Below are 20833 nucleotides of genomic sequence, written 5' to 3' on the forward strand. Positions count from 1 at the left end.
GGAGCACGACGCGGGGAGCACGACGCGGGGAGCACGACGCGGGGAGCACGACGCGGGGAGCACGGCGCGCGGCGCGCGGGGCGGGAAGCACGGAGCTGCGCGGGGCGGGGAGCGCGGGCCAGGGAATATGGGGCGCGGAACTGCGCGGGGCGGGGAGCCGCATGGGGCAGGGAGCTGCGCGGGGTGCGTGTGCGGAAAGCGGTGGGGGGGTGCGGTGGGGAGGGGGCCGGGGGCCGGGGGTTAGGGATTGCTTTCGAAGCGGGAGAGGTAGCGTTCGACTACGGCGGTGGTTTCGGCGTGGCCGAGGGTTACGCCCAGGTTCTTTTCCAGGGCTGTCATGCGGGACAGGCTCGTCATGAGGACGCCCAGGAAAGCGGCGGGGAACTCCTCCAAGTCGATCCCGTAGCGTCCGGCGAGGCGCTCGAACGCCTCGTTCTGCATGGCCTGGAGCCGTTCGGCATAGCGGGCGATCTCGTCGCGCATCACCTTGCGGTGGTTGGCGAGAGCGCTGTACTCCATCGTGAGAGCGCCGATGGAGGGGTCGGTGCTGAACTCCCAGAGGGCCCGCAGCGGCTGCGGGGAGGCGAGCGCCTCGGCCTGGCGCTCGACGCCCTCCTCGGCGCGGCGCCGGAACGCGGCGAGGAACAGGTCGTCCATGGTGCGGAAGTAGTAGTGCACGAGCTGCGGTTTCAGGCCGGCACGGGCGGCGACCCGCCGGGACGTCACCGCGGCGTAGCCCTCTTCCAGCATGAGGGCCTCCGCCGCGTCCAGCAGGAGAGCCCGGTTCTTGGCGTCGGGTGCCCCCATCCTGCGCGGCGACGACATTCGGCCTTCCCTTCTGCGTCCGGGTTCGCGCGGGTTCGCCGCGCGCCTTCCGTGCGTTCGCCCGACATCGTAATCCCGGTCGTTCGTGGGGCGCGGGCGGCAAGGTTCCGTTCCGCTGGTTCAAGGGGTGGTCAAAACGGCGTACCGAAAGTGATCACGCCGCGTCGCCGCCGGGGGCACGGGTAGTTCACCGGCATACCGGGCGCGGGGGTCCGGATGTCTACCGTCGGGGGGCCAAGGTGAGATCAAGGGCATACCAGGGTGTCGCGGGCGCGCTGTCGCTCGCCGCCGTCCTCGCGCTCGGCGCGTGCGGGAGCGCCAAGGAGTCGGACAACGGCTCGGGGAGCGGGTCGAGCGGCGGGTCCGTCGATGAGGGCTTCAAGATCGGGCTGCTGCTGCCGGAGACCAAGACGACCCGGTACGAGAAGTTCGACCGGCCGTACATCACGCAGGAGATCGCCAAGCTCTGCCCGAAGTGCACGGTCGTGTACAACAACGCCAACCAGGACCCGAACCTGCAGCAGCAGCAGGTCGACTCGATGCTCACCAACGGCGTCAAGGTGCTGATCCTGGACGCGGTGGACGCCAAGGCGATCGCGGGGTCGGTGAGCAAGGCCAAGAACCAGGGCGTGAAGGTCCTCGCCTACGACCGGCTCGCGAGCGGCCCGATCGACGGCTACGTGTCGTTCGACAACCTCCAGGTCGGCAAGATGCAGGGGCAGGCGCTGCTGGACGCGATCAAGAAGGGCGGCGACCCCAAGCGCGGCCCGATCGTCATGATCAACGGTTCGCCGACCGACCCGAACGCCGCCGACTTCAAGAAGGGCGCGCACGAGGCCCTCGACGGCCAGGTCACCATCGGCAAGGAGTACGACACCCCGGACTGGTCGCCGGACCAGGCCAACACCGAGGCGGCCGGCGCGTTCACCGCGCTCGGCGCGAGCAAGGTCATCGGGGTGTACTCGGCCAACGACGGCATGGCGGCCGGTATCGCCAAGGCGATGCAGAACGCCGGCGTCAAGTCGGGCACGCCGCTGACCGGCCAGGACGCCGAGCTCACCGGCATCCAGCGGATCCTGCTGGGCACCCAGACGATGACCATCTACAAGCCGATCAAGCCGGAGGCGCAGAGCGCCGCGCAGATGGCGGTCGACCTCGGCACCGGCAAGACCCCGACCGGCAACCAGAAGGTCGGCGACAACGTCCCGGCGCAGATCATCACGCCGATCGTCGTCACCAAGGACAACATCAAGGACACCGTCGTCAAGGACGGCTTCTGGACCGTGCGGCAGATCTGCACCGGTTCGGCCGCCTCGGCGTGCGCGTCCGCGGGTCTGAGCTGAGGCCGCGGTGACCGGCGAACCCGTCCTGCGGCTGCGGGGCGTCTCCAAGCGGTTCGGCGCCGTCCAGGCGCTGAGCGACATCGACCTGGACGTGGCGGCCGGCGAGGTCGTCGCGCTCGTCGGCGACAACGGCGCCGGCAAGTCCACCCTGGTCAAGGTGATCGCGGGCGTGGGGCCGCCGGACACCGGCGAGATCCGCTGGGAGGGCCGGCCGGTCACCATCGGCAGCCCGGCCGCCGCGCAGTCGCTCGGCGTCGCGACCGTCTACCAGGACCTCGCGCTCTGCGACAACCTCGACGTCGTCGCCAACCTGTTCCTCGGCCGCGAGCTCCAGCGCGTCGGGGTGCTGGACGAGGTGGCGATGGAGCGCCGCTCGCGGGACCTGCTGGACACCCTGTCCATCAAGATCCCGAGCGTGCGGATCCCGGTCGCCTCGCTGTCGGGCGGCCAGCGGCAGACCGTCGCGATCTCCCGCTCGCTGCTCGGCGAACCCAAGATCGTCATTCTGGACGAGCCGACCGCCGCGCTCGGCGTCGAGCAGACCGCGCAGGTGCTCGACCTGGTCGAGCGGCTCCGGGACCGCAACCTAGGGGTGATCCTCATCAGCCACAACATGGTGGACGTCAAGGCCGTCGCCGACCGGGTGGCGGTGCTGCGGCTCGGCCGCAACAACGGGTTCTTCGACGCGCGGACGACCTCGCAGGAGCAGCTCGTCGCCGCGATCACCGGCGCGACCGACAACGCGGTGACCCGCCGCCAGGCCCGCGGCACCGGGGAGGCGGACCGATGAGCACGAGCGCGGGCGAGCCGCCCGAGCCGCAGGGCGCGAGCCCGGCCGGCTCGACGGGCCCGGCCGGTCCGACCGGTCCCGCCGGGCTCGCGAAGGAGGCGCAGGTCGACCCGCGCCTGCTGGTGCGCGAGCAGGGCCTGAAGGGCTACCTCACCCAGTTCAAGCAGCGGATCCGCGGCGGCGAGCTCGGCTCGCTGCCGGTGATCGTCGGTCTGATCGTCATCTGGCTGGTGTTCCAGAGCCTGAACAGCCAGTTCCTGTCGGCGCAGAACCTGTCCAACCTGAGCGTGGACATCGTCGCGACGGGCCTCATCTCCGTCGGCATCGTGTTCGTGCTGCTGCTCGGGGAGATCGACCTGGCGGCCGGCTCGGTCAGCGGGGTGAGCGCCGCCGTCGTCGCGGTGCTGAACGTCAACCACGGCTGGAACCCGGTCCTGGCGATCATCGTGGCGATCGCGGTCGGCGCGCTGCTCGGCCTGATCCACGGCCTGTTCTTCGCCAAGGTCGGCGTGCCGGCGTTCGTCGTCACGCTGGCCGGCCTGCTCGCCTGGAACGGCCTGCAGCTGCGCATCCTCGGCGCGAACGGCACGATCAACCTGGACAACAACGGGCTGGTCTCCAAGCTGACCAACACCTACTTCAGCCAGGTGATCGCCGCCTACGGGCTCGCGCTGATCGGCACCGTCGCGTTCTTCGCCATCTCCTACTTCGGCAACCAGCGCCGCAAGGCGGCGGGCGTCCCGTCGCGCACGATGGGCGACCTGCTGGTGCGGACGGCGGGCCTGGCGATCGTGGCGTTCGCCGTCGCCTACGTCCTCAACCAGTACAAGGGCCTGCCGCTGGCGCTGCTGATCTTCCTGATCGTGGTGGTGGCGACCGACTTCGTGCAGCGCCGCACCACCTACGGCCGCAAGGTGTTCGCGGTCGGCGGCAACATCGAGGCGGCCCGCCGCGCCGGCATCAACGTCGCGCTGATCCGCATCTCGGTCTTCGTGATCTCGGGCGCGTTCGCCGCGGCGGGCGGCCTGTTCGCCGCGTCCCGGATCTCCTCGGCCAGCCAGGCGACCGGCCAGAGCAACACCCTGCTGCTCGCCATCGCCGCCGCCGTCATCGGCGGCACCAGCCTGTTCGGCGGCCGCGGCAGCACCTACTCGGCGCTGCTCGGCATGCTGGTGATCCAGTCGATCACCTCGGGCATGGCGCTGCAGGGCGTCAGCAACTCCATCCAGTTCATGGTGACGGGCGCGGTGCTGCTCGCCGCCGTCGTCATCGACTCGCTGTCCCGCCGCACCCAGAAGGCCACCGGCCGCACCTAGCCCGGCGGCCGGTCCGGAGCCCCGCCCCTCACCGAGGGGCGGGGCTTCACTGCGTCAGGGCGGCCAGGGGGCCGGTGGGGAGGGCTATCCAGCCTTCGGTGAGGGCGGCGGGGTGCTGGGCGGAGGTGGGGGTGGTGGTCTGGTTCAGGGTGGCGGCGCGGGCGGTGAGGGCGGCGATGACGGCGTCGAAGGCGTCGTCGGAGGTGCGGCACAGGGGTTCGGCGGCGGCGAGGTCCAGCCAGGGGGCGGCGGCTTGCAGGGCGTCGACGAGGTCGGCGAGGCGCGCGGCGTTCGCGGCGCGTTTGTAGCCGCGGTGCGTCAGGTTCCAGCGGCGCAGGGACGCGGCCGGGTAGACCTCGACGACCGCGCCGGTGCCGTCGCGGCGCACGTCCGTGCCGCGACGGGACAGCTCGGCCAGCAGGGGGGCGCAGCGGAGCGCCGGGTGGGCGATGCGGTCGGCGGCGACGCTCAGCGGGACGAGCTTGGTCTGCTCGCGCACCACCAGGTCCGTCACGCGGTTCACCAGGGGACGCCGCCACTGCGGGTCGTCCTGTTGCGGGGGGACGTGGCCGGTGCGGTGGGCGGCGATGAAGTCGGCGAAGAGGTCCGGCCATCCGAAGGGGCAGTCGATGCCGGTCTTCGCCGCTTCCGGGACGGCGTCGAGGATGGCCGCGTCGTCCACCCCGACGACAACGCCCTCCACGCGGGCGCCGCCCGGCGTCCAGCGGACGCGGGCGAGCGCCGTCCGGGCCGCATCGGCGGCGAGGTCCACACCGACAGTCAGCATGCCACCACTCTAGGACGTCGCTAAGGGAGCGTTCTGAGCCGGAGGGCCGTTGCCGATGCGGCGTTGACCAGCAGGGCTGCGCGGACGGCCCAGGCGGCGGGGATCAGGTGCAGCAGCGCGGAAGAGGAGGTGCGCCCCCGAGTATGCGCCGCGTGGGTCAGGCGGCGGGCTTGCGGCCGACCGCGACGGCGCCGAGGCCGGCGATGTCGTCGCCCGGCTCCTCCTCGGCCGGCGCCTGGTCGGGGCGCCAGCGGAAGGGGTCGACGATGCCGGGGTCGAGGAGCTCGAAGTCGCCGAACAGGGCGCGGATCTCCTCCGGGCCGCGCAGCGTGCCGAGGCCCATCGCGCCCTGGTAGGCGGCGGCGACGTCCCGCAGCGCGGGCAGCACGTGGCTGATCGTCAGGAAGCTGCCGGGGGCGAGCCGCTCGCGGAGGCGGGCGAGGAGGTCGCCGGGCACCGGGTCGGGCAGGAAGTGGAACAGGGCGAGCGCGCTGACGGCGACGGGCCGGTCGAAGTCCAGCGTCCCGGCGGCCCTGTCCAGGATGCGGTCGATGTCGGCGACGTCGGAGTCGATGTAGGCGGTCGCGCCCTCCGGGCGGCTGGTCAGCAGCGCGCGGGCGTGGGTGAGGACGATCGGGTCGTTGTCGACGTACACCGCGCGCGACTCCGGTGCGATCCCCTGGGCGACCTCGTGCAGGTTCGGCGACGTCGGCAGGCCGGTGCCGAGGTCGAGGAACTGCCGGACGCCGTGCTCGCCCGCGAGGACGGCGACGGACCGGGCCAGGAACCGGCGGTTGGCGAGCGCCAGCGGCCGGAGCTGCGGGCAGATGGTGAGGATCCGCTTCCCGAACTCGCGGTCGGCGCGGTAATGGTCCTTGCCGCCGAGGTAGAAGTCGTACACCCGCGCGGGGTGCGGCTCGTCGGTGCGCAGGTTGACCGAGGGCGGGGTGTCGCTCATGGGGGCACGTCCTGGGGGAAGAACAAGGGCGGCGGGGTGACAGCAGCGTAACGGCGGCCGGACGCCCCGGACGGCGCCGCGGCTCGCCCCGCCCCGGCGGGAAGAGGCCCAGGGCCGTCCGAACCATGCAATCGGTCTCTGGGTGCTTTACGGAGAGCGGATTCATCGTTTGGAACGCACCCGAAACACCGCAACGAAAATGATCACCTGGGGGCGGGGTGCTCAGCGGCATCTGAGTATCCGCGCCCATCCCCGGGCGCGGCCGGGCCGCCACGCTGGAGGCATGCACATGACGATCTGGCGGGCGACGGCGCTCTCGTCCAAGGCGGCGCTCGCCGCGCTCCTCGCGCTCGCCCTGCTGTTCCCGCACTGGGACCGGTTCGCCGACAAGGCCATGGGCACCCGCGCGGTCGCCTACCCCGCGGCCGCCCTGCTGGTCGCGCTCGTCTGGGCGCTGCGCGGCCGCCGCGGCGCCTACCCGTGGGACGTCGACGCGCTGCTGACGGCGCCGTTCCTGATCGACGTCGCGGGCAACGCCGCCGACCTGTACGACGCGGTCGGCTGGTTCGACGACGCCTGCCACTTCGGCAACTGGGCGCTGCTGACGGCCGCCGCCGGCGTCGCGCTGCGCCGCTGGAGCGCGCTGCCGCCCTGGGCGCTCGCGCTGGCCTGCGCGGGCATCGGCGCGATCACCGCGATCCTGTGGGAGTTCGCGGAGTTCGCCCTGTTCATCCTGGACACTCCCGAAACCACGACGATCTACCGGGACACCGTCGGCGACCTGATGCTCGGCCTCACCGGCTCGACCGCCGCCGGTCTCGTCGTCGCTCTCCGTAACCGGACGCGCGGGAAGATCGAAAAATGCCGCCACCCGTCGCGGGATGTCGCTATCGTCCGTACCGCTCGGGTTTTTGACACCACCGGGGCGCCGTTTGTTAAGGGCCGGTAAAGCCGCAGGCCACGGTGAGCCGCCCCCCTCTTTGCTACGCAGAGTGACCACCGTCCGGCCGCGCGGTGCACGGAGAGGCGTCCGCGCCGATCGCAGGGGATGACATGGTGAGGAGCACGGTCAGCGCGTTGCACGAGACCGACGTCCGGCGGGTCGCCACGATGGCGCGGGTCGCGGCGGACGGCGAGCAGCGCCTCTACGGGCTGCGGTTCGACCACGTGGGCCTGCTGGTGTTCCCCGAGTCGGTGGACGCCGCGCTCGCCGGGCTCGCGGACGCGGGGCTGCGGGCCGTGCGGACGCTGCCGAGCGTGGTGGTCCGCGACCGGCTCGCCGAGCGGTACGGGCTGGACCGGCCCGCGGTGACGATCGCCCACCTGGACGCCGGGGAGGGCCGGACGCTGGAGCTGTTCCTCGCGACCGGCTGCCCCGAGGAGGTCGCCGAGGACGAGCGGGCCGCCGAGCGCGAGCGGCACCTGGCGTTCGAGGCGGCGCCCGGGTCGCTCGGCGTGCTGGCCGCGCTGCGGGCCGACGGCCTGGCCCCCGACGGCGGCGGGTTCAACCCGTCCGAGAGCGACGGGGGCCGCAGCGTCTTCTACTTCCGCCGCCCCGACGGCGGTCTCGCCGACCGCGTCGAGGTCGTCGTGCCGGGGCACCGGCGGGACGAGCTGGCCGGCCACCTGCACGCCGCCGACCCCCGCCGGGAGATGCTGGAGATGCTCACCGGCGCGTGGCGGACGCAGGCGCTGCGCGCCGCCGCCGAACTCGGCGTCGCCGACCGCCTCTTCGCCCGCGACCGCACGGTCGGCGAGCTCGCCGCCGCCACCGGATGCCCCGCCGACCGGCTGGAGCGGCTGCTCGGCTACCTGGCCCGGCTCGGCGTCGTGGCGCTGCAGGGCGCCGGGCGGGACGGGAAGGTCGCGCTGACGCCGCTCGGGACGACGCTGGCCGGGGAGTCGCCGCTCTCCCTCGCGGGCCTCGCCCGCCTGTACGGGGGGCTGTTCTACCGCAGCTTCGGCGAGCTGCCCGCGACGGTCGCGGGCGACGCCAGCGGGTTCGAGCTCGCCTACGGCCGGACGCCGTTCGCGCACCTGGAGGACCATCCGGCCGACGCGGCGGTCTTCCAGCAGGCGATGGCCGACCAGTGCCGGGAGGTGTTCGACGCGGCGGCGGACCGGCTCGACCTCGCCGGTGTCGGCACCGTCACCGACATCGGCGGCGGGACCGGCGCGCTGCTGTCGTGCGTGCTGGCCGCCGCGCCGCACGCGTCCGGCGTCCTGTTCGACACGCCCGCGACCGTCCGCGCCGCCCGCCCCCGCCTGGACGCCGAGCGGATCACCGCGGTCGGCGGCGACATGTTCGCCGCGGTGCCGGGCGGCGACCTGCTGGTGCTGTCGCGGATCCTGCACGACTGGGACGACGCGGCGTGCGCGCGCATCCTGGCGCGCTGCCGCGCCGCCGTCCGCCCCGGCGCGCGGCTGGTGCTGCTGGAGCGGGTGCTGCCCGACCCGCTCGCGGTCGCCTGGGACGTCCACATGATGGTCAACAACGACGGCGGCCGGGAGCGCACCCTGGAGGAGTACCGGGAGCTGCTGGCGGCGGCCGGGTTCGAGCTGCGCGGCTGGACGGGCCTGCCGCTGGAGGTGCGGATGCTGGAGGCGGTGGCGGTCCCGTGCGGAACGTGACCGCCGCCGGTCACGCGTCGCCGGTGCCGGGCCGGTGCCCGGACTTGGCCTGCTGGACGAGCTTGTAGACGCGGGCGCGCAGCTCGGCGAAGCGCGGGTCGGAGCGGGTGGCGAGCTGGTCGCGCTCGGCCGGCAGGTCCACCGCGACCTCCTCCAGCACGACCGTCGGGGAGTTCGACAGCACGATGACGCGCTGGCCGAGGTACACCGACTCGTCGATGTCGTGGGTGACGAACAGGACGGTCACGCCGAGCCGCTTCCAGAGGTCGCGGACGAGGTCCTCCAGGTCGGCGCGGGTCTGCGCGTCGACCGCGGCGAACGGCTCGTCCATCAGCAGCACGTGCGGCTCGTAGGCGACGGCGCGGGCGATCGCGACGCGCTGCTGCATGCCGCCCGACAGCTGCCAGGGGTGGGCGTGCCGCGCCTCGCCGAGCCCGACGGCGTCCAGCGCCTCGTCCACGAGCTCGCGGCGCCGCGCCTTCGGGACGCGGCGCTCCTTCAGCGGCAGCTCGACGTTCTGCCGCACCGTCATCCACGGGAACAGGCTGCGCCCGTACTCCTGGAACACCACGGCCATGCCGGGCGGCGGCCCGGTCACCCGGGCGCCCTCCAGGACGACCTCGCCGCCGGTGCAGCCGAGCAGCCCGGCCACGCACTTCAGCAGCGTCGTCTTGCCCGCGCCCGACGGGCCGACGATGCAGGCGAACTCGCCCGCCGCGACGCCGAAGGTGAGGTCGCGGACGGCCTCGACGCTGCGGCCCGCGCCCTCGTAGACCTTGCGCACGTGCCGGACGTCCAGCAGCGCGGTGCCGGCGGTGCCGGCCGGTGCAGCGGTCATCTCAACCCTCTCGCTCGGACCCGCGCAGGCCGGTGTACCAGCGCAGCGCCCAGGACTCGACCAGCTGGAACAGCAGCGACAGCACGACGCCGATGAGGCCGAGCAGGATGATGCCGGTCCACATCTGCGGGATCGCGAAGCCGCGCTGGAACTGCACGATGGTGAACCCGACGCCGTCGCCGGCGGCGAACATCTCGCTGATCACCATCAGGATGATCCCGATGGACAGCGCCTGCCGGGCGCCCGCGGCGATCTGCGGGCTCGCACCGCGCAGCACCAGGTGGACGTAGCGCGAGTGCGGCCGCATCCGGTAGCAGCGCGCGGTGTCGCCGAGCACCTCGTCGAGCGCCCGCACGCCCTCCACGGTGTTCAGCAGCACCGGCCAGACGCAGCCGGAGACGATCACCAGGATCTTCATGCCGGTGCCGATGCCGGCGAACAGCATGAGGATCGGGACGAGCACCGGCGGCGGGATCGCCCGGAAGAACTCCAGCACCGGTTCCAGCAGCGCGCGGAGCGTCCGCACCGACCCGATCGCGGTGCCGAGCCCGACGCCGATCACCAGCGCCAGCAGGTAGCCCGCCAGCAGGCGGCCGACGCTCGGCAGCACGTCGCGGGTGAACCGGCCGTGGAACCAGGTGTCGTCGAAGGCGCCGAGGATCTGGCTGAGCGGCGGCCAGAAGAAGTCGGTGCTGCCCGCGGTGAGCAGCCACCAGGCCGCGACGAGCAGCGCCGGCACCGCCAGCAGCAGCGCGGCGCGGCGGAGCAGGCCGAGGGCGCTCACGCGACCGCCTCCCGGCGGACCGACGGGTGCCAGCGCAGCACGCGCCGCTCTGTGGCGCGGGCCAGCAGGTTCACCGCCACGCCGATCAGGCCGACCACGATGACCAGGGCGTACATGGCGTCGACCGCGCCGGACGTCTGCGCCACCGCGATCCGCTCGCCGAGCCCCGGCGACCCGATCACCAGCTCGCCGGTGATCTCCAGGATGAGCGCGACGGCCGCGCCGAGGCGGAAGCCCGTCATGACGTAGGGCAGCGCGGTCGGCCAGATCACCGTGCGGACCCGCGTCAGCGTCCGGAACCGGTAGGAGCGCGCCGTCTCGCGGGCGACGGGGTCGACGTCGCGCACCCCGTACAGCACCTGCACGAGCACCTGCCAGAACGAGGCGTACACGACGAGCAGCAGCGTGGAGCGCGCCCCCGTCCCGTACAGCAGCACCGCCAGCGGGATCAGCGCGACCGACGGGATCGGCCGCAGGAACTCGATCGTGGACGCGAGCGCGGCGCGCAGCAGCGGGACGCCGCCGATCGCGATGCCGAGCACCACGCCCGCCGCCAGCGCGATCGCGAGGCCGGTCGCCCAGCCGCGCAGCGTGTCCAGCAGCGCCCGCCAGAACGCGCCGGTGCCCGCCTGGTCGGCCAGGGACGACACCATGGTGCTGAACGGCGGCAGGTAGCGCCGCTGCACCAGGCCGGCGCGCGGCGCGAGCTCGACGGCCGCCATCAGGCCGGCGAGGCCGAGCAGGCCGAGGCCCCAGGCGGACGAGGGGCGGTGGCGGCGCCGCCCCGCGCCGCGTCCGGAGGCGCCCGCCGCCGTCACGGCAGCAGCCCGCCGGTGTCGGGCACCGTCTTGATCAGCCCGTCCTGCTGGGCGAGCCTGGCGAGCGTGTCGACCGACGCGCGGTCCACGCTCGCCGGCCACTTCGGCAGGATCAGCGCGCTCGCCACCGCCGGGCTGATCTTGGTGTAGGCGGCCAGCACCTTGCGCGCCGCGTCGGGGTGGGCCGCGGCGTACCGCAGCGACTCCTGCAGCGCGGCGCTGAACTTCTTCACCAGCTCGGGCTTGGACGAGGCGGTCTTCTGCGAGGTGAAGTAGCCCGCGATGGTGAGGTTCGGCGCGGTGTCGACGTAGTTGGAGGCGACGAGGCGGTCGCCCGCCTTCAGCCCGGTGGTGAGGAACGGCTCCACCACCTGCACGGCGTCCACGTTGCCCTTGTCGAGGGCGGCGAGCATGTCGGGGAAGGCCAGCTCGGTGAACCTGACGTTCGCGGGGTCGCCGCCGGCCTTGCGGATGGACGCGCGGACCGTCGTGTCGTTGATGTTGTTGAGCGTGTTGACCGCGACGCGCTTGCCGGCCAGGTCCTTCGGCGTCCTGATCGGGCTGCCGGCCTTCACCAGCACGCCGCCGAAGTCCTTGCCGGCCTGCCCGGTGGAGGCGTTGCCCGGCCCGACCACCTTCAGCGGCAGGCCCTTGGACCTGGCGAGGATCAGCGAGGTGTAGTTGCTGAACCCGAAGTCGACCTGGCCGCTGACGACGGCGGGGACGATCGCCGCGCCGCCCTGCGCGGTCACGATCTGCAGCTTCAGGCCCTGCTCGGCGAAGAAGCCCTGCTGCTGCCCCAGGTAGATCGGCGCCACGTCCACGATCGGGATGACGCTGAGCTTCAGCGTGGCGGGTCCGCCGCCGGAGTCGGAGTCGTTCCCGCTCCCGCACGCGGAGAGCAGGAGAAGGCCGGCGGCGGCGAGGGCCGCCCGGAATCTGGTCACGGTGCTACTCCAGGACGTCGGTCGGAGGGGGTGAGAGGTTGACGTCGGCCTGTCCGCACTTCCACCGGCGCGGGACGTGCCGCTCGTCCGCGCCGGGTCCCCGGCGGCGGGCCGACCGTCCGGTGTCCCCCCGATGGCACCGCTGGCAGTGGGTTCGATGCTAGGAACGGCCCCATCGATTGTCAACAATTTGGTCGCCAAATTGGTCGGGCGGTTCCGCTCCCGCGCCGGCCTCGGCGAGCCGGGCGATGACGTCGTCCAGGTGCGCGCGCACCGCGGCCCGCGCGGCGGCCGGGTCGCGGGCGACGATCGCGTCAGCGCCAGTCCGGAACTGGTGGCGAACGAGCCGGGCGCGCAGCCGGGCGAGGACCGCGCGGACCGTGCGCCGCCCGGCAATCTCCTCGACGAGCGCGTGCAGCGCGGCGTTCAGCTCCGAGTAGGCGAGCCGCTCCCACGCCCCTCCCCTCCGCCCGCGCCGCGAGGGACTTCTACGGACGATTTTGTTGACAATGTGGTCGACCAAATGGCCGCCGGCAAGCCCGGCTCCGGGCATTGATCGCCCCACTGTGGGTAATCGATCTGTCACAGTCGTGAAGGGGGGCGCGATGCAGACGTTCCTGCCGTGCAAGGACTTCGCCGAGAGCGCGCGGGTGCTGGACCGGCTGCGGCTCGGCAAGCAGCGCGTGGAGACGCTCCAGGTGCTCCGGGGGCTGACCGTGCCCGGCTACGGATGGCGGCACCACCCCGCCGTCAGGATGTGGAAGGGCCACGAGGAGGCGCTCGTGCGCTACGGACTGGAGATCTGCCGCCAGTGGTGCGAACGCGGCCACACCGACACCTGCGCCGCGTCCCTGGAGTCACAAGCGGGCTTCCTGCGCGTCCGGACCCAGCACGAACTCGCCGCCGCAGGCGCCCTCCCGCCCTGGCTGGGAGACCCGGCGTTCCACCGGAGCCACCAGTCCTCGCTCGTCCGCAAGGACCCCGAGCACTACCGCCCGTTCTTCCCCGACGTCCCGGACGACCTCCCCTACGTCTGGCCCCTGCCCTGACCGCCGGGGGGACGCCTCAGAAGGTGCAGGCGGGGATGTCGGGGACCGTGCCGTCCTGCCAGGTGGAGGAGACCGACGCGGCGGGGAACCAGCCCCAGCCCTGGTTCTCGTAGCGCTCGTCGCCCTGCGTGTAGAGCCAGGTCGTGCCCCGCCCCTGCGGAGCGGGGTCGCCCTCCTCCTGGCACGCGAACCAGTTCCGCGACGACGTGATGTAGCCGGTGGTGGCACCGTCCGTGCGCTGCTCGTAGAGCGGGCCGCGCCGCTCGGTGTCGCACGTCCAGGTCGGGAACACGCGGCCTTCGGGGTCGGTCACCGTCCGGCCGCCTGGGGTGCAGCGCGCCACCGGGGTGCTCGCGGCCGTCGAGACGGTCACCGTGGGCGTCGCGACCGCCTGCCTCGGCGGCGTGCTCTGCAGGGACCACGCGACCAGCCCGCCGACGACCACCGCCGCGGCCATCGCACCGCCCGCCGCCGCCCAGACCGGCCACCTGCGGCGGCCGCCCGCCGGCGCCGTGGCCGCAGGCGCCGGGCCGGCGGGCGACTCCCAGCCGTCGGCGACGGCGGTCGGGGCGAGGGTCGGCGCCCGCTCGTCCTGGACGAGGCGGGTGACGGGCTCGGGCAGCCAGTCGCCGACGGCCCCGGCCATGCCTGCGAGGCCCAGGCGGTCCAGGATCGCCGGCGGCTCGGGCCGCGCGCCCGGGTCCTTGGCGAGGCAGTCCGCGACCAGCCCGCGCAGCCCGGCGGGCAGCCCCGCGAGGTCCGGTTCGGCGTGCACGACCCGGTAGAGCAGCGTCGCCGCGTTGCCCTCGCCGAAGGGGCGGACGCCGGCGGCGTGGCACAGCACCGCGCCGAGCGCGAACACGTCCGCGGGCGGCCCGGCAGCCTCCCCCGCCAGGTACTCGGGGGCCATGAAGCCGGGCGTGCCGATCGAGGACCCGTCGGCGGTGAGCGCGGTGCCCTCGGCGGCCCGCGCGATGCCGAAGTCGATGACGCGGGGCCCGTCGGCGGCCAGCAGGATGTTGGACGGCTTCAGGTCGCGGTGCACCAGCCCGGCCGCGTGGATCGCCTCCAGCGCCTCGGCGAGGCCGCCGCCGAGCACCCGCAGCGACCGTTCGGGCAGCGGGCCGAACGCGACGAGCACCGCCTCCAGCGACGGCCCCGGCACGTACGCGGTGACCAGCCAGGGCGGATCGGCGTCCACATCGGCGTCCACGACTTGCGCGGTGTGGAACCCGCCGACGCGGCGCGCGGCCTCCACCTCGTGCGCGAACCGCCGCCGGAACCCCGCGTCGGACGCCAGCCCGGCGCGGACGACCTTCACCGCGACGGGGCGGCCGCCCGGCGAGTACCCGAGGAACACCTCGCCCATCCCGCCGCCGCCGAGCCGGCCTGCCAGGCGGTAGCGGCCCGCCGACGGCGGGTCGCCCGGCCTCAACGGTTCCATGCGTTCCCCCGAACTCCGCCGTCACGGGCACCGGTGCACCGATCTTCCATGACTACCACGCGCGACCGGACGATCTCCATCCGGATGCGCGCGGCGGACCGTCCGCAACCGGACCGTCCGGGTTCAGCCGGCGGGGAGGACGCGGACGGGGCCGCGGGGGGCGTCGCCGCGGCGGCGCCACTCGCGGGGGTAGCCGACCGAGACCTCCTCGAAGCGCACCCCGTCCTTCCACATCGTGCGCGGGATGTGCAGGTGCCCGTAGACGACGGCGGCGGCGTTGTAGCGGGTGTGCCAGTCGGCGGTGCGCTCGCTGCCGCACCACTGCGCGAACTCGGGGTACCAGAGGACGCGCGTCGGGTCGCGGGTCAGCGGGAAGTGGTTGACCAGCACCGTGGCCGTGCCCGGGGCCAGCTCGCCGAGCCGCCGCTCCGTGTAGGAGATGCGCGCGTCGCACCAGGCGTCGCGCGTCGGGTAGGGGTCGGGGTGCAGCAGCGCCTCGTCGGTGCACACCACCCCCGCGGCGTATGCGATCTTGAGGGCTTCCTCCTTCGTGGCGGCGCCCTCGGGGCGGAAGGTGTAGTCGTACAGCACGAACAGCGGCGCGACCGTCACCGGCCCGGCCGTGCCGCCGCCGTCCCAGACGGGGTAGGGGTCCTCGGGGGTCAGGACGCCGAGCCCGCGGCACATCTCGACGAGCCGCCGGTAGCGCGCCTCGCCGCGCAGCTGGACGGGGTCGCTCTTCGGCGTCCACAGCTCGTGGTTGCCCGGCACCCACACCACCGTCGCGAACCGGCGGGCGAGCGCCGCGAGGGTCCGCTCGACGTCCTCGAAGCGCTCGGCCACGTCCCCGGCGACGATCAGCCAGTCGTCGTCCGCGCCGGGCCGGAGGCCCTCGGCGAACGCGCGGTTCTCCTTGTGCCCGACGTGCAGGTCGCTGATCGCGTAAAGGCCGCCCATGCCCCGATCTTAAAGAGCGGCCCAGGGCCCCGGTCAGCGCCCGGCGCGCGCCACCCGGCCCGTCACCACGTCGGCGAGGCGGCCGAGCGACTCCTCCAGCATCGCCTGCACCGCGTTGCGCTCCTTCCCCGACGGGTGCGCCTGCGGGTGGTCGCCGAGGAACGACAGGTGGACGGTGACGCTGCTGGCGCCGTCCGCGCGGTCGGCGACCTGGAGCCAGCCGGTGTAGTCGGGCGTGCGGCGCGTCCCCCACTCCAGGCGGAGCTGGTCCGGGACGACGCGCATCAGCACGCCCTCGGCGACGCCCGCCTCCTCTCCCTCGACCAGGTCCGAGGCGATCGCGTGAACGTGGATATCGGCCGGCAGCCAGCGGCCGAGCGCCGACGCGTCGGACGCGACGTCGAAGACGGTGCGGCTGTCGGCGGGCATGGCCCGCTCGCTCTCGTACTCCATGGCTCTCCCCCCGGGGCCGCCCCCGCGGCCCCCTCCGCCGGTATACCCGCAGGCCGGACGGGGTAGGCGTCCGGGGAGAGGAGACACCGGACAGCAGCGAGGAGACCGCCATGACCGACCGCAACGACCCCGAGACCGAGGCCCTGTGGGCCGAGTTCCACGAAGCGGTCAACATGAACTCCCAGGAGCTGCGGACCTGGCTGCTGACCGAGGCCGCCGGCCCGGACGGCATGCCCGCCGACCCCGACATGGGCCTGGACGAGCGCGGCCGCCGCATCGTCCGCCTGCTCCGCAAGCGCAAGGTCGACCTGACCGGCGACGACGTCGAGGTCATGCGCGAGGTCCGCGACGAGATCCGGGACCTGCTGTCCCGCCGCCCGGAGAACGGCGCGGCCGACGAGGAATGGCGCCACGCCCTCATGGACCTCGGCCACACCCCCTCCAGCCCGCCTAGACCCGCACGGGCAGGGCGGTGAGGCCGCGGACGATGGAGCCGGTCCGCTGGTAGTGGAGCTGCTCGGCCGGGACCGCCAGGGCCAGGTCCGGGAAGCGGTCCAGCAGGCCCCCGATCGCGATCTGCCCTTCCAGGCGGGCGAGCGGGGCGCCGAGGCAGAAGTGGATGCCGTGACCGAACCCCAGGTGCCGCCCGGAGGAGCGTGCGACGTCCAGGACGTCCGGTTCCGGATGGGCGGCCGGGTCGCGGCCGGCGGCGCCGAGCGAGACGTGCACCCAGGCGCCCTTGGGGACGGGCACGCCAGCGATCTCCATGTCCTCCAGCGCGATGCGCTGGGTGGCGCGCTCGACCGGCCCGTCGAACCGGATCAGCTCCTCGACCGCCGCGGGCAGCAGCTCGGGCCGCTCGCGCAGGGCGCGGAGCTGGTCCGGCGCGCCGAGCAGCGCCAGCACGCCGTTGCCGATGAGGTTCACGGTGGTGTCGTGGCCTGCGACGATCAGCAGCACGATGCCCGACAGGAGCTCGTCCCCGCTGAGCGCGTCGCCGTCGTCGTGCGCGGCGATCAGGGCGCTGACCAGGTCGTCGCGCGGCGCGGCCCGGCGCTCGGCCACGATCCCGGTCAGGTAGCCGAAGAACGCGCGGGCGACGTCCCGCCGGCGCGCGAGCGCGTCCGCGTCCAGGGGCGGCGCGGTGATGACGGCCGTCCAGGCGCGGAACCGGTCGCGGTCCTCGGCCGGCACGCCGAGCAGCTCGCAGATGACCTGCACGGGCAGCGGGACCGCGAACTCCTCGATGAGGTCGCCGCCGCCGCGCTCGGCGAGCCCGTCCAGCAGCCCGTCCGCGATCTCCTGGACGCGCGGCCGCAGCCCCTCGACCCGCCGCGGCGTGAACGCCCTGGCCATGAGGCGCCGCAGCCGGGTGTGGTCGGGCGGATCGGCGCCGAGCACGGTGCCGCCGAAGAACACCTCGGCGTCCACCGGCAGCGCGCTGTGCGCGGTGTCCTTGCTGAGCCGCGGATCGGTCAGCGCCGCCCGCCCGTGCTCGTGGTCCACGACCAGGAACCCGGCCGCGCCGGGCGGGAAGTCGACCGCGTGCACCGGCCCGAGCGCCCGCAACCGCGCGTACTCGCGGTAGGGATCCCGGTTGAACTGACGCGCCAAGAAGAACCCCGCCGGCAGCTGCTCCACGCCCCAGAGCCTAGAAAGCCCCCCACCACCCCGTCCAGATCGGGCGGTCAGTCGCCGTCGGGGCGGGCGGGGGTGGTGCCGGGGTCGAGTTCGACGCCGGCGATGGGGTTGCCGCTGCGGGTGCCGTCGCTGGGCTCGGCGTTGTCGTAGCCCTCGGCGGCGCTGCCCATGCCCGGGATGACGCGCTCGTGCGGCAGGTCCTCGTGGCCGGACTGCGCGCCGGGGCCGCGGTCGGCGGGCTCGTCGCCGGTGGGCTTCAGGTCGTCCTTCATGCTTCCTCCCGTGTCGGTGCTCTCGCCCGCCCCTGCCCGGCGCGGCCGGTCCCTAACGTCGCGGGGCGGGCGCGGCGGCGTCCGGCTCGACCAGGGCGCCGAGGCCGCCGGTGCGCTGGAGCTTGTGCCAGCGCAGCCGCATGCCGCCCACCGCGGTGATCATCGACTGGATGAGCACCGCGTACATGAGCTGCCGGTAGACGAACTGCTGCACCGGCAGGGCCCACAGGGCGCGGAGCGGCTCGCGGTCGAGGCGGAAGGCGTAGGCGGCGCCCGCGAGCTGCACGCCGAGGACGCCGAGCCAGACGCCCGCCGTCGTCACCGGGTCCAGGAACAGCAGGCCGTAGAGGAGCAGCACGTCCACCAGCGGCGCGAGCAGCGGCAGCAGCACCTGGAACAGCGCCAGGTGGGCGAGGCCGAGGCGGCCGAAACGCCCGGACGGGCCGCGCTCGACGACGGCGCGCCGGTGCTTCCACATCGACTGCATCGTCCCGTACGACCAGCGGTAGCGCTGCCGCCAGAGCTGCCCGAGGGTCGCGGGCGCCTCGGTCCAGGCGACCGCGTCGGGGCGGCAGACGACCCACCAGCCCGCGCGGACGAGCGCCATGGTGAGGTCGGTGTCCTCGGCGAGGGTGTCGTCGCTGACGCCGCCGACCTCGTGCAGGGCGCTCCGCCGGAACGCGCCGACGGCGCCCGGGACCGTCGGCATGCAGCGGGCCAGGTCGTAGACGCGCCGGTCGATGCTGAACCCGATGACGTACTCGATGTGCTGGAAGCGCGCCACGAGCCCCCTGCGGTTGGCGACCTTGGCGTTGCCGGCGACCGCCCCGACGTCGGGGTCGGCGAACGGCTGGACGAGGTCGCCGACGGTGTCGGGGGTGAAGACGGTGTCGCCGTCCATCATGACGACCAGCTCGGTGCGGGCGGCGGCGATGCCGGCGTTCAGCGCCGACGGCTTGCCGCCGTTCGACCTGCGGAGGACGCGGACCCCGGGCAGCCCGAGGCCCTCGGCGATGTCGGCGGTGCCGTCGGTGGACCCGTCGTCCACCACGATGATCTCGATGGGGTGGCGGCTGCGCTTCAGCGACCGGACGGTGTCGGCGATGCAGGCGCTCTCGTTGTAGGCGGGCACGATGACGGTCGCGGGCCCGGTGACCGGCGGCCCCCAAGAATGGCCGCGCCGGGACCGGACGTGGCGGCGCGCGACGGCGAGCATCAGCAGCAGCCGGGCGACCATGAGCGCGCCGACGACCAGGAGCAGCAGGGCGAGGCCGTCGGTGACGCCGGCCGCGACCGACACGGTGGTGAGCAGCAGCCCGCCGCGCCGCCGCTCGTCCGGCGCGGCCGCCGGGTTCACCGTCGGCTGCCGCATGGCCCCGGCGACGGTGCTGAACCGGTAGCCGCGCGCCTGCAAGCGCGGGATGAGCCGGTCCAGCGCCTCGACGGTCTGGGCGCGGTCACCGCCCGCGTCGTGGAACAGCAGCACCTGGCCCCGGCCGTCGCGCGGGGTGGCGTTCGCGACGATGCGGTCGACGCCGGGCCGCCGCCAGTCCTCGGAGTCGAGGGTGGTGAGCACCGTCGTGTAGCCGCCGGCGCCGAGGTCGCCGAGGACCCGCCACTCGCCGTCGTCGATGCCGGCGGTGGTGGAGGAGTAGGGCGGGCGGACGAGCGAGCTCGTCACGCCGAGGGCTCCCGCGACCGCGAGCTGGCTCTGCGACAGTTCGGCCCGCACCCGCCAGTCCGGCACGGCGGACAGGTCGGCGTGGGTGAAGGTGTGCAGGCCGATCTCGCCGCCCGCGGCGCGGATCTGCCGGGCGACGCCGGGGTGGCGGGCCACCGCGGACCCGACGACGAAGAACGTGGCGGGCACCCGGTGGCGGCGCAGCACCTCCAGGATCCGCGGCGTCCAGCGCGGATCGGGGCCGTCGTCGAACGTCAGCACGAGCGTGCGGTCGGGCACGCGGTACAGCTTCGGCGGGCCGTGCGCGGTGTCGACGATCGGGCCGCCGCCCGCGACGCCGGCGGGCACCGCGCGGTTGCCGCCGGGCGCCCCGGCCTTGCCGTCCGCGCCGAACCCGGCGGTCACGATCCCGTTGACCGCCAGCACGCAGCCGAACGCCAGCGCGACCAGCGCCATGATCACCCAGCGGACGCCGGGGGCGCCCGGACGCCGCCGCGCCATCAGCCGGCCGTTCCGGCGGCCGGTGCGGCCGGCGTCGCTGTCCCGCTGGCGGCGGGCGACGGGGCGGGCGTCGCGGTGCCCTGCCCGCCGCGCCCGTAGCGGCGGCGGACGGTCGGGGACGCCGAGGGCGACGCGGACGGCGCGGCGGGCGGCGGCGGGGTCGCCGCCGGGGGCGGCTTCGGCGCGGCCGAGGACGACGGCGCCGCGCGCCGCGCCGCCGGGGCGGCGGACGCGGTGGACGGCGCGGGCGCCCGCCCGGCCGGGGCGGGCGGCACGGCCCCGGCCGGCCGCGCGGGCGGCGGCGCGGCGGGACGCGACGGCGCGACCCGGTGGCCCTTCGGCCCCGCCTCGCCGACGGCGGCCTTCTCGGGGACGCCCGGCAGGGGCAGCAGCACGCGCGGCGAGACCGGCCCGCCCGCCAGGCTGACGCCGAGCATGGCGGCGTAGCCGCAGCACGCCAGGCCGAGGACCGCGCCCGCGAGGCGCAGGCGGCGCCGGCGCCGCCCGGTCGCGTCCACGAAGACCGGCGCCGGATCCGCCGTCGACGAGTCCAGCACCTCTGGCGAGTGGGTCACCGCACCGTCCCCCGTATTCCTGGAAATGCCATCGATCGGCGAAGTTAGCAATGAAGGGGGACGTTTCACAGGCGAAGGAGAAATTTACAGCGACCTTTCAGGAAGAGTCGCCCGGACATCATTGACCAGCGCCGTCGAATCGAAAGACCGGCCGGTATAAACGCAGGCCACGACCGCACGCGCAACCTTTCCCGCTGATCATTTTCGAGGATCGACCATCGCG

General features: G+C 74.1%; 22 protein-coding genes. 7 read left to right on the forward strand and 15 right to left on the reverse strand.

Translation table 11 applies throughout. The features are described from left to right. Nucleotides 1-240 precede the first annotated feature (240 nt). Nucleotides 241-807 (reverse strand): TetR/AcrR family transcriptional regulator, encoded by a 567-nt coding sequence (locus K1Y72_RS29715; protein ID WP_220169821.1) that lies wholly within the window; start codon nt 805-807, stop codon nt 241-243. A 257-nt stretch (nt 808-1064) separates the two neighbouring features. Between K1Y72_RS29715 and K1Y72_RS29720 the strand changes: the two genes are divergently transcribed. Genes K1Y72_RS29720 through K1Y72_RS29730 form a run of 3 tightly spaced genes read left to right on the forward strand, consistent with a single transcriptional unit; the run spans nt 1065 to nt 4274 of the window. Then, nucleotides 1065-2168, forward strand: coding sequence for a sugar ABC transporter substrate-binding protein (locus K1Y72_RS29720; protein WP_220169822.1), 1104 nt, complete (start codon nt 1065-1067; stop codon nt 2166-2168). A 7-nt stretch (nt 2169-2175) separates the two neighbouring features. Further along, the gene (locus K1Y72_RS29725) at nt 2176-2958 is read left to right on the forward strand and encodes an ATP-binding cassette domain-containing protein (protein ID WP_220169823.1); all 783 of its coding nucleotides are present in this window, start codon (nt 2176-2178) and stop codon (nt 2956-2958) included. After that, complete coding sequence (locus K1Y72_RS29730; protein WP_220169824.1) at nt 2955-4274, forward strand: sugar ABC transporter permease; 1320 nt, start codon at nt 2955-2957, stop codon at nt 4272-4274. Before K1Y72_RS29725 ends, K1Y72_RS29730 begins: the two co-directional genes overlap by 4 nt. Nucleotides 4275-4320: 46 nt before the next feature. Here K1Y72_RS29730 and K1Y72_RS29735 read toward each other — a convergent pair whose 3' ends face one another. Both K1Y72_RS29735 and K1Y72_RS29740 read right to left on the reverse strand, forming a co-directional pair. Beyond that, the gene (locus K1Y72_RS29735) at nt 4321-5061 is read right to left on the reverse strand and encodes a DUF429 domain-containing protein (RefSeq protein WP_220169825.1); all 741 of its coding nucleotides are present in this window, start codon (nt 5059-5061) and stop codon (nt 4321-4323) included. Nucleotides 5062-5218: 157 nt separating this feature from the next. After that, nucleotides 5219-6019, reverse strand: a complete 801-nt coding sequence (locus K1Y72_RS29740) for an SAM-dependent methyltransferase (protein WP_220169826.1) — start codon at nt 6017-6019, stop codon at nt 5219-5221. Nucleotides 6020-6302: 283 nt separating this feature from the next. On the opposite strand from K1Y72_RS29740, the gene K1Y72_RS29745 reads away from it, so the two are divergent. Both K1Y72_RS29745 and K1Y72_RS29750 read left to right on the forward strand, forming a co-directional pair. Beyond that, on the forward strand, nt 6303-6968 hold the full coding sequence (locus K1Y72_RS29745) for a DUF2238 domain-containing protein (protein ID WP_220169827.1): 666 nt from the start codon (nt 6303-6305) through the stop codon (nt 6966-6968). Between the two features lie 104 nt (nt 6969-7072). Continuing rightward, nucleotides 7073-8650, forward strand: a complete 1578-nt coding sequence (locus K1Y72_RS29750) for a methyltransferase (RefSeq protein WP_220169828.1) — start codon at nt 7073-7075, stop codon at nt 8648-8650. 10 nt (nt 8651-8660) lie between these two features. Here the strand turns inward: K1Y72_RS29750 and K1Y72_RS29755 are convergent, their stop codons facing one another. The 5 genes from K1Y72_RS29755 to K1Y72_RS29775 form a co-directional block, all read right to left on the reverse strand. Next, nucleotides 8661-9488, reverse strand: coding sequence for an ABC transporter ATP-binding protein (locus K1Y72_RS29755; RefSeq protein ID WP_258574123.1), 828 nt, complete (start codon nt 9486-9488; stop codon nt 8661-8663). Nucleotide 9489: 1 nt separating this feature from the next. Continuing rightward, nucleotides 9490-10272, reverse strand: a complete 783-nt coding sequence (locus K1Y72_RS29760; RefSeq protein ID WP_220169829.1) for an ABC transporter permease — start codon at nt 10270-10272, stop codon at nt 9490-9492. After that, nucleotides 10269-11090, reverse strand: a complete 822-nt coding sequence (locus K1Y72_RS29765; RefSeq protein WP_308287280.1) for an ABC transporter permease — start codon at nt 11088-11090, stop codon at nt 10269-10271. The genes K1Y72_RS29760 and K1Y72_RS29765 overlap by 4 nt, the downstream gene beginning before the upstream one ends. Beyond that, nucleotides 11087-12037, reverse strand: coding sequence for an ABC transporter substrate-binding protein (locus tag K1Y72_RS29770; RefSeq protein ID WP_220169830.1), 951 nt, complete (start codon nt 12035-12037; stop codon nt 11087-11089). The genes K1Y72_RS29765 and K1Y72_RS29770 overlap by 4 nt, the downstream gene beginning before the upstream one ends. A 160-nt stretch (nt 12038-12197) precedes the next feature. Beyond that, nucleotides 12198-12590 (reverse strand): hypothetical protein, encoded by a 393-nt coding sequence (locus K1Y72_RS29775; RefSeq protein WP_220169831.1) that lies wholly within the window; start codon nt 12588-12590, stop codon nt 12198-12200. Between the two features lie 52 nt (nt 12591-12642). Between K1Y72_RS29775 and K1Y72_RS29780 the strand changes: the two genes are divergently transcribed. After that, nucleotides 12643-13086, forward strand: coding sequence for an MSMEG_6728 family protein (locus K1Y72_RS29780; RefSeq protein WP_220169832.1), 444 nt, complete (start codon nt 12643-12645; stop codon nt 13084-13086). A 16-nt stretch (nt 13087-13102) separates the two neighbouring features. On the opposite strand, the gene K1Y72_RS29785 is transcribed toward K1Y72_RS29780, so the two are convergent. The 3 genes from K1Y72_RS29785 to K1Y72_RS29795 all read right to left on the reverse strand — a co-directional run bounded on the left by K1Y72_RS29785 (nt 13103) and on the right by K1Y72_RS29795 (nt 15940). Continuing rightward, nucleotides 13103-14530 carry a serine/threonine-protein kinase gene (locus tag K1Y72_RS29785; protein ID WP_220169833.1) on the reverse strand — a complete coding sequence of 476 codons (1428 nt, stop codon included), beginning with the start codon at nt 14528-14530 and terminating at the stop codon, nt 13103-13105. Between the two features lie 123 nt (nt 14531-14653). Further along, nucleotides 14654-15487 carry a metallophosphoesterase family protein gene (locus tag K1Y72_RS29790; protein WP_220169834.1) on the reverse strand — a complete coding sequence of 278 codons (834 nt, stop codon included), beginning with the start codon at nt 15485-15487 and terminating at the stop codon, nt 14654-14656. Between the two features lie 33 nt (nt 15488-15520). After that, nucleotides 15521-15940 carry an SRPBCC family protein gene (locus K1Y72_RS29795; RefSeq protein ID WP_220169835.1) on the reverse strand — a complete coding sequence of 140 codons (420 nt, stop codon included), beginning with the start codon at nt 15938-15940 and terminating at the stop codon, nt 15521-15523. Nucleotides 15941-16050: 110 nt separating this feature from the next. On the opposite strand from K1Y72_RS29795, the gene K1Y72_RS29800 reads away from it, so the two are divergent. Continuing rightward, nucleotides 16051-16416, forward strand: coding sequence for a DUF3140 domain-containing protein (locus tag K1Y72_RS29800; protein WP_220169836.1), 366 nt, complete (start codon nt 16051-16053; stop codon nt 16414-16416). Here the strand turns inward: K1Y72_RS29800 and K1Y72_RS29805 are convergent. Genes K1Y72_RS29805 through K1Y72_RS29820 form a run of 4 tightly spaced genes read right to left on the reverse strand, consistent with a single transcriptional unit; the run spans nt 16391 to nt 20610 of the window. Next, complete coding sequence (locus tag K1Y72_RS29805; protein ID WP_220169837.1) at nt 16391-17581, reverse strand: cytochrome P450 family protein; 1191 nt, start codon at nt 17579-17581, stop codon at nt 16391-16393. The genes K1Y72_RS29800 and K1Y72_RS29805 overlap by 26 nt on opposite strands. Before the next feature lie 47 nt (nt 17582-17628). After that, the gene (locus tag K1Y72_RS29810; RefSeq protein WP_220169838.1) at nt 17629-17853 is read right to left on the reverse strand and encodes a hypothetical protein; all 225 of its coding nucleotides are present in this window, start codon (nt 17851-17853) and stop codon (nt 17629-17631) included. A 52-nt stretch (nt 17854-17905) separates the two neighbouring features. Then, a complete protein-coding gene (locus tag K1Y72_RS29815) occupies nt 17906-20035 on the reverse strand; it encodes a bifunctional polysaccharide deacetylase/glycosyltransferase family 2 protein (protein WP_220169839.1) in 2130 nt (709 codons plus the stop codon). Then, nucleotides 20035-20610, reverse strand: coding sequence for a hypothetical protein (locus K1Y72_RS29820; RefSeq protein ID WP_220169840.1), 576 nt, complete (start codon nt 20608-20610; stop codon nt 20035-20037). Before K1Y72_RS29820 ends, K1Y72_RS29815 begins: the two co-directional genes overlap by 1 nt. Nucleotides 20611-20833: the final 223 nt, after the last annotated feature.

Origin of the sequence: Actinomadura parmotrematis (assembly GCF_019458805.1) — a bacterium.
Classification (GTDB): Bacteria; Actinomycetota; Actinomycetes; order Streptosporangiales; family Streptosporangiaceae; genus Spirillospora; species Spirillospora parmotrematis.

What these genes read in the sequence shown, in the direction of transcription:
- K1Y72_RS29735 (WP_220169825.1), bottom strand. Translation starts at nt 5,061, where the DNA reads ATGCTGACTGTCGGTGTGGACCTCGCCGCCGATGCGGCCCGGACGGCG.
- K1Y72_RS29785 (WP_220169833.1), bottom strand. Translation starts at nt 14,530, where the DNA reads ATGGAACCGTTGAGGCCGGGCGACCCGCCGTCGGCGGGCCGCTACCGC.
- K1Y72_RS29740 (WP_220169826.1), bottom strand. Translation starts at nt 6,019, where the DNA reads ATGAGCGACACCCCGCCCTCGGTCAACCTGCGCACCGACGAGCCGCAC.
- K1Y72_RS29750 (WP_220169828.1), top strand. Translation starts at nt 7,073, where the DNA reads ATGGTGAGGAGCACGGTCAGCGCGTTGCACGAGACCGACGTCCGGCGG.
- K1Y72_RS29810 (WP_220169838.1), bottom strand. Translation starts at nt 17,853, where the DNA reads ATGAAGGACGACCTGAAGCCCACCGGCGACGAGCCCGCCGACCGCGGC.
- K1Y72_RS29800 (WP_220169836.1), top strand. Translation starts at nt 16,051, where the DNA reads ATGACCGACCGCAACGACCCCGAGACCGAGGCCCTGTGGGCCGAGTTC.
- K1Y72_RS29755 (WP_258574123.1), bottom strand. Translation starts at nt 9,488, where the DNA reads ATGACCGCTGCACCGGCCGGCACCGCCGGCACCGCGCTGCTGGACGTC.
- K1Y72_RS29815 (WP_220169839.1), bottom strand. Translation starts at nt 20,035, where the DNA reads ATGGCGCGGCGGCGTCCGGGCGCCCCCGGCGTCCGCTGGGTGATCATG.
- K1Y72_RS29795 (WP_220169835.1), bottom strand. Translation starts at nt 15,940, where the DNA reads ATGGAGTACGAGAGCGAGCGGGCCATGCCCGCCGACAGCCGCACCGTC.
- K1Y72_RS29745 (WP_220169827.1), top strand. Translation starts at nt 6,303, where the DNA reads ATGCACATGACGATCTGGCGGGCGACGGCGCTCTCGTCCAAGGCGGCG.
- K1Y72_RS29775 (WP_220169831.1), bottom strand. Translation starts at nt 12,590, where the DNA reads ATGCCCGGAGCCGGGCTTGCCGGCGGCCATTTGGTCGACCACATTGTC.
- K1Y72_RS29780 (WP_220169832.1), top strand. Translation starts at nt 12,643, where the DNA reads ATGCAGACGTTCCTGCCGTGCAAGGACTTCGCCGAGAGCGCGCGGGTG.
- K1Y72_RS29790 (WP_220169834.1), bottom strand. Translation starts at nt 15,487, where the DNA reads ATGGGCGGCCTTTACGCGATCAGCGACCTGCACGTCGGGCACAAGGAG.
- K1Y72_RS29715 (WP_220169821.1), bottom strand. Translation starts at nt 807, where the DNA reads ATGGGGGCACCCGACGCCAAGAACCGGGCTCTCCTGCTGGACGCGGCG.
- K1Y72_RS29730 (WP_220169824.1), top strand. Translation starts at nt 2,955, where the DNA reads ATGAGCACGAGCGCGGGCGAGCCGCCCGAGCCGCAGGGCGCGAGCCCG.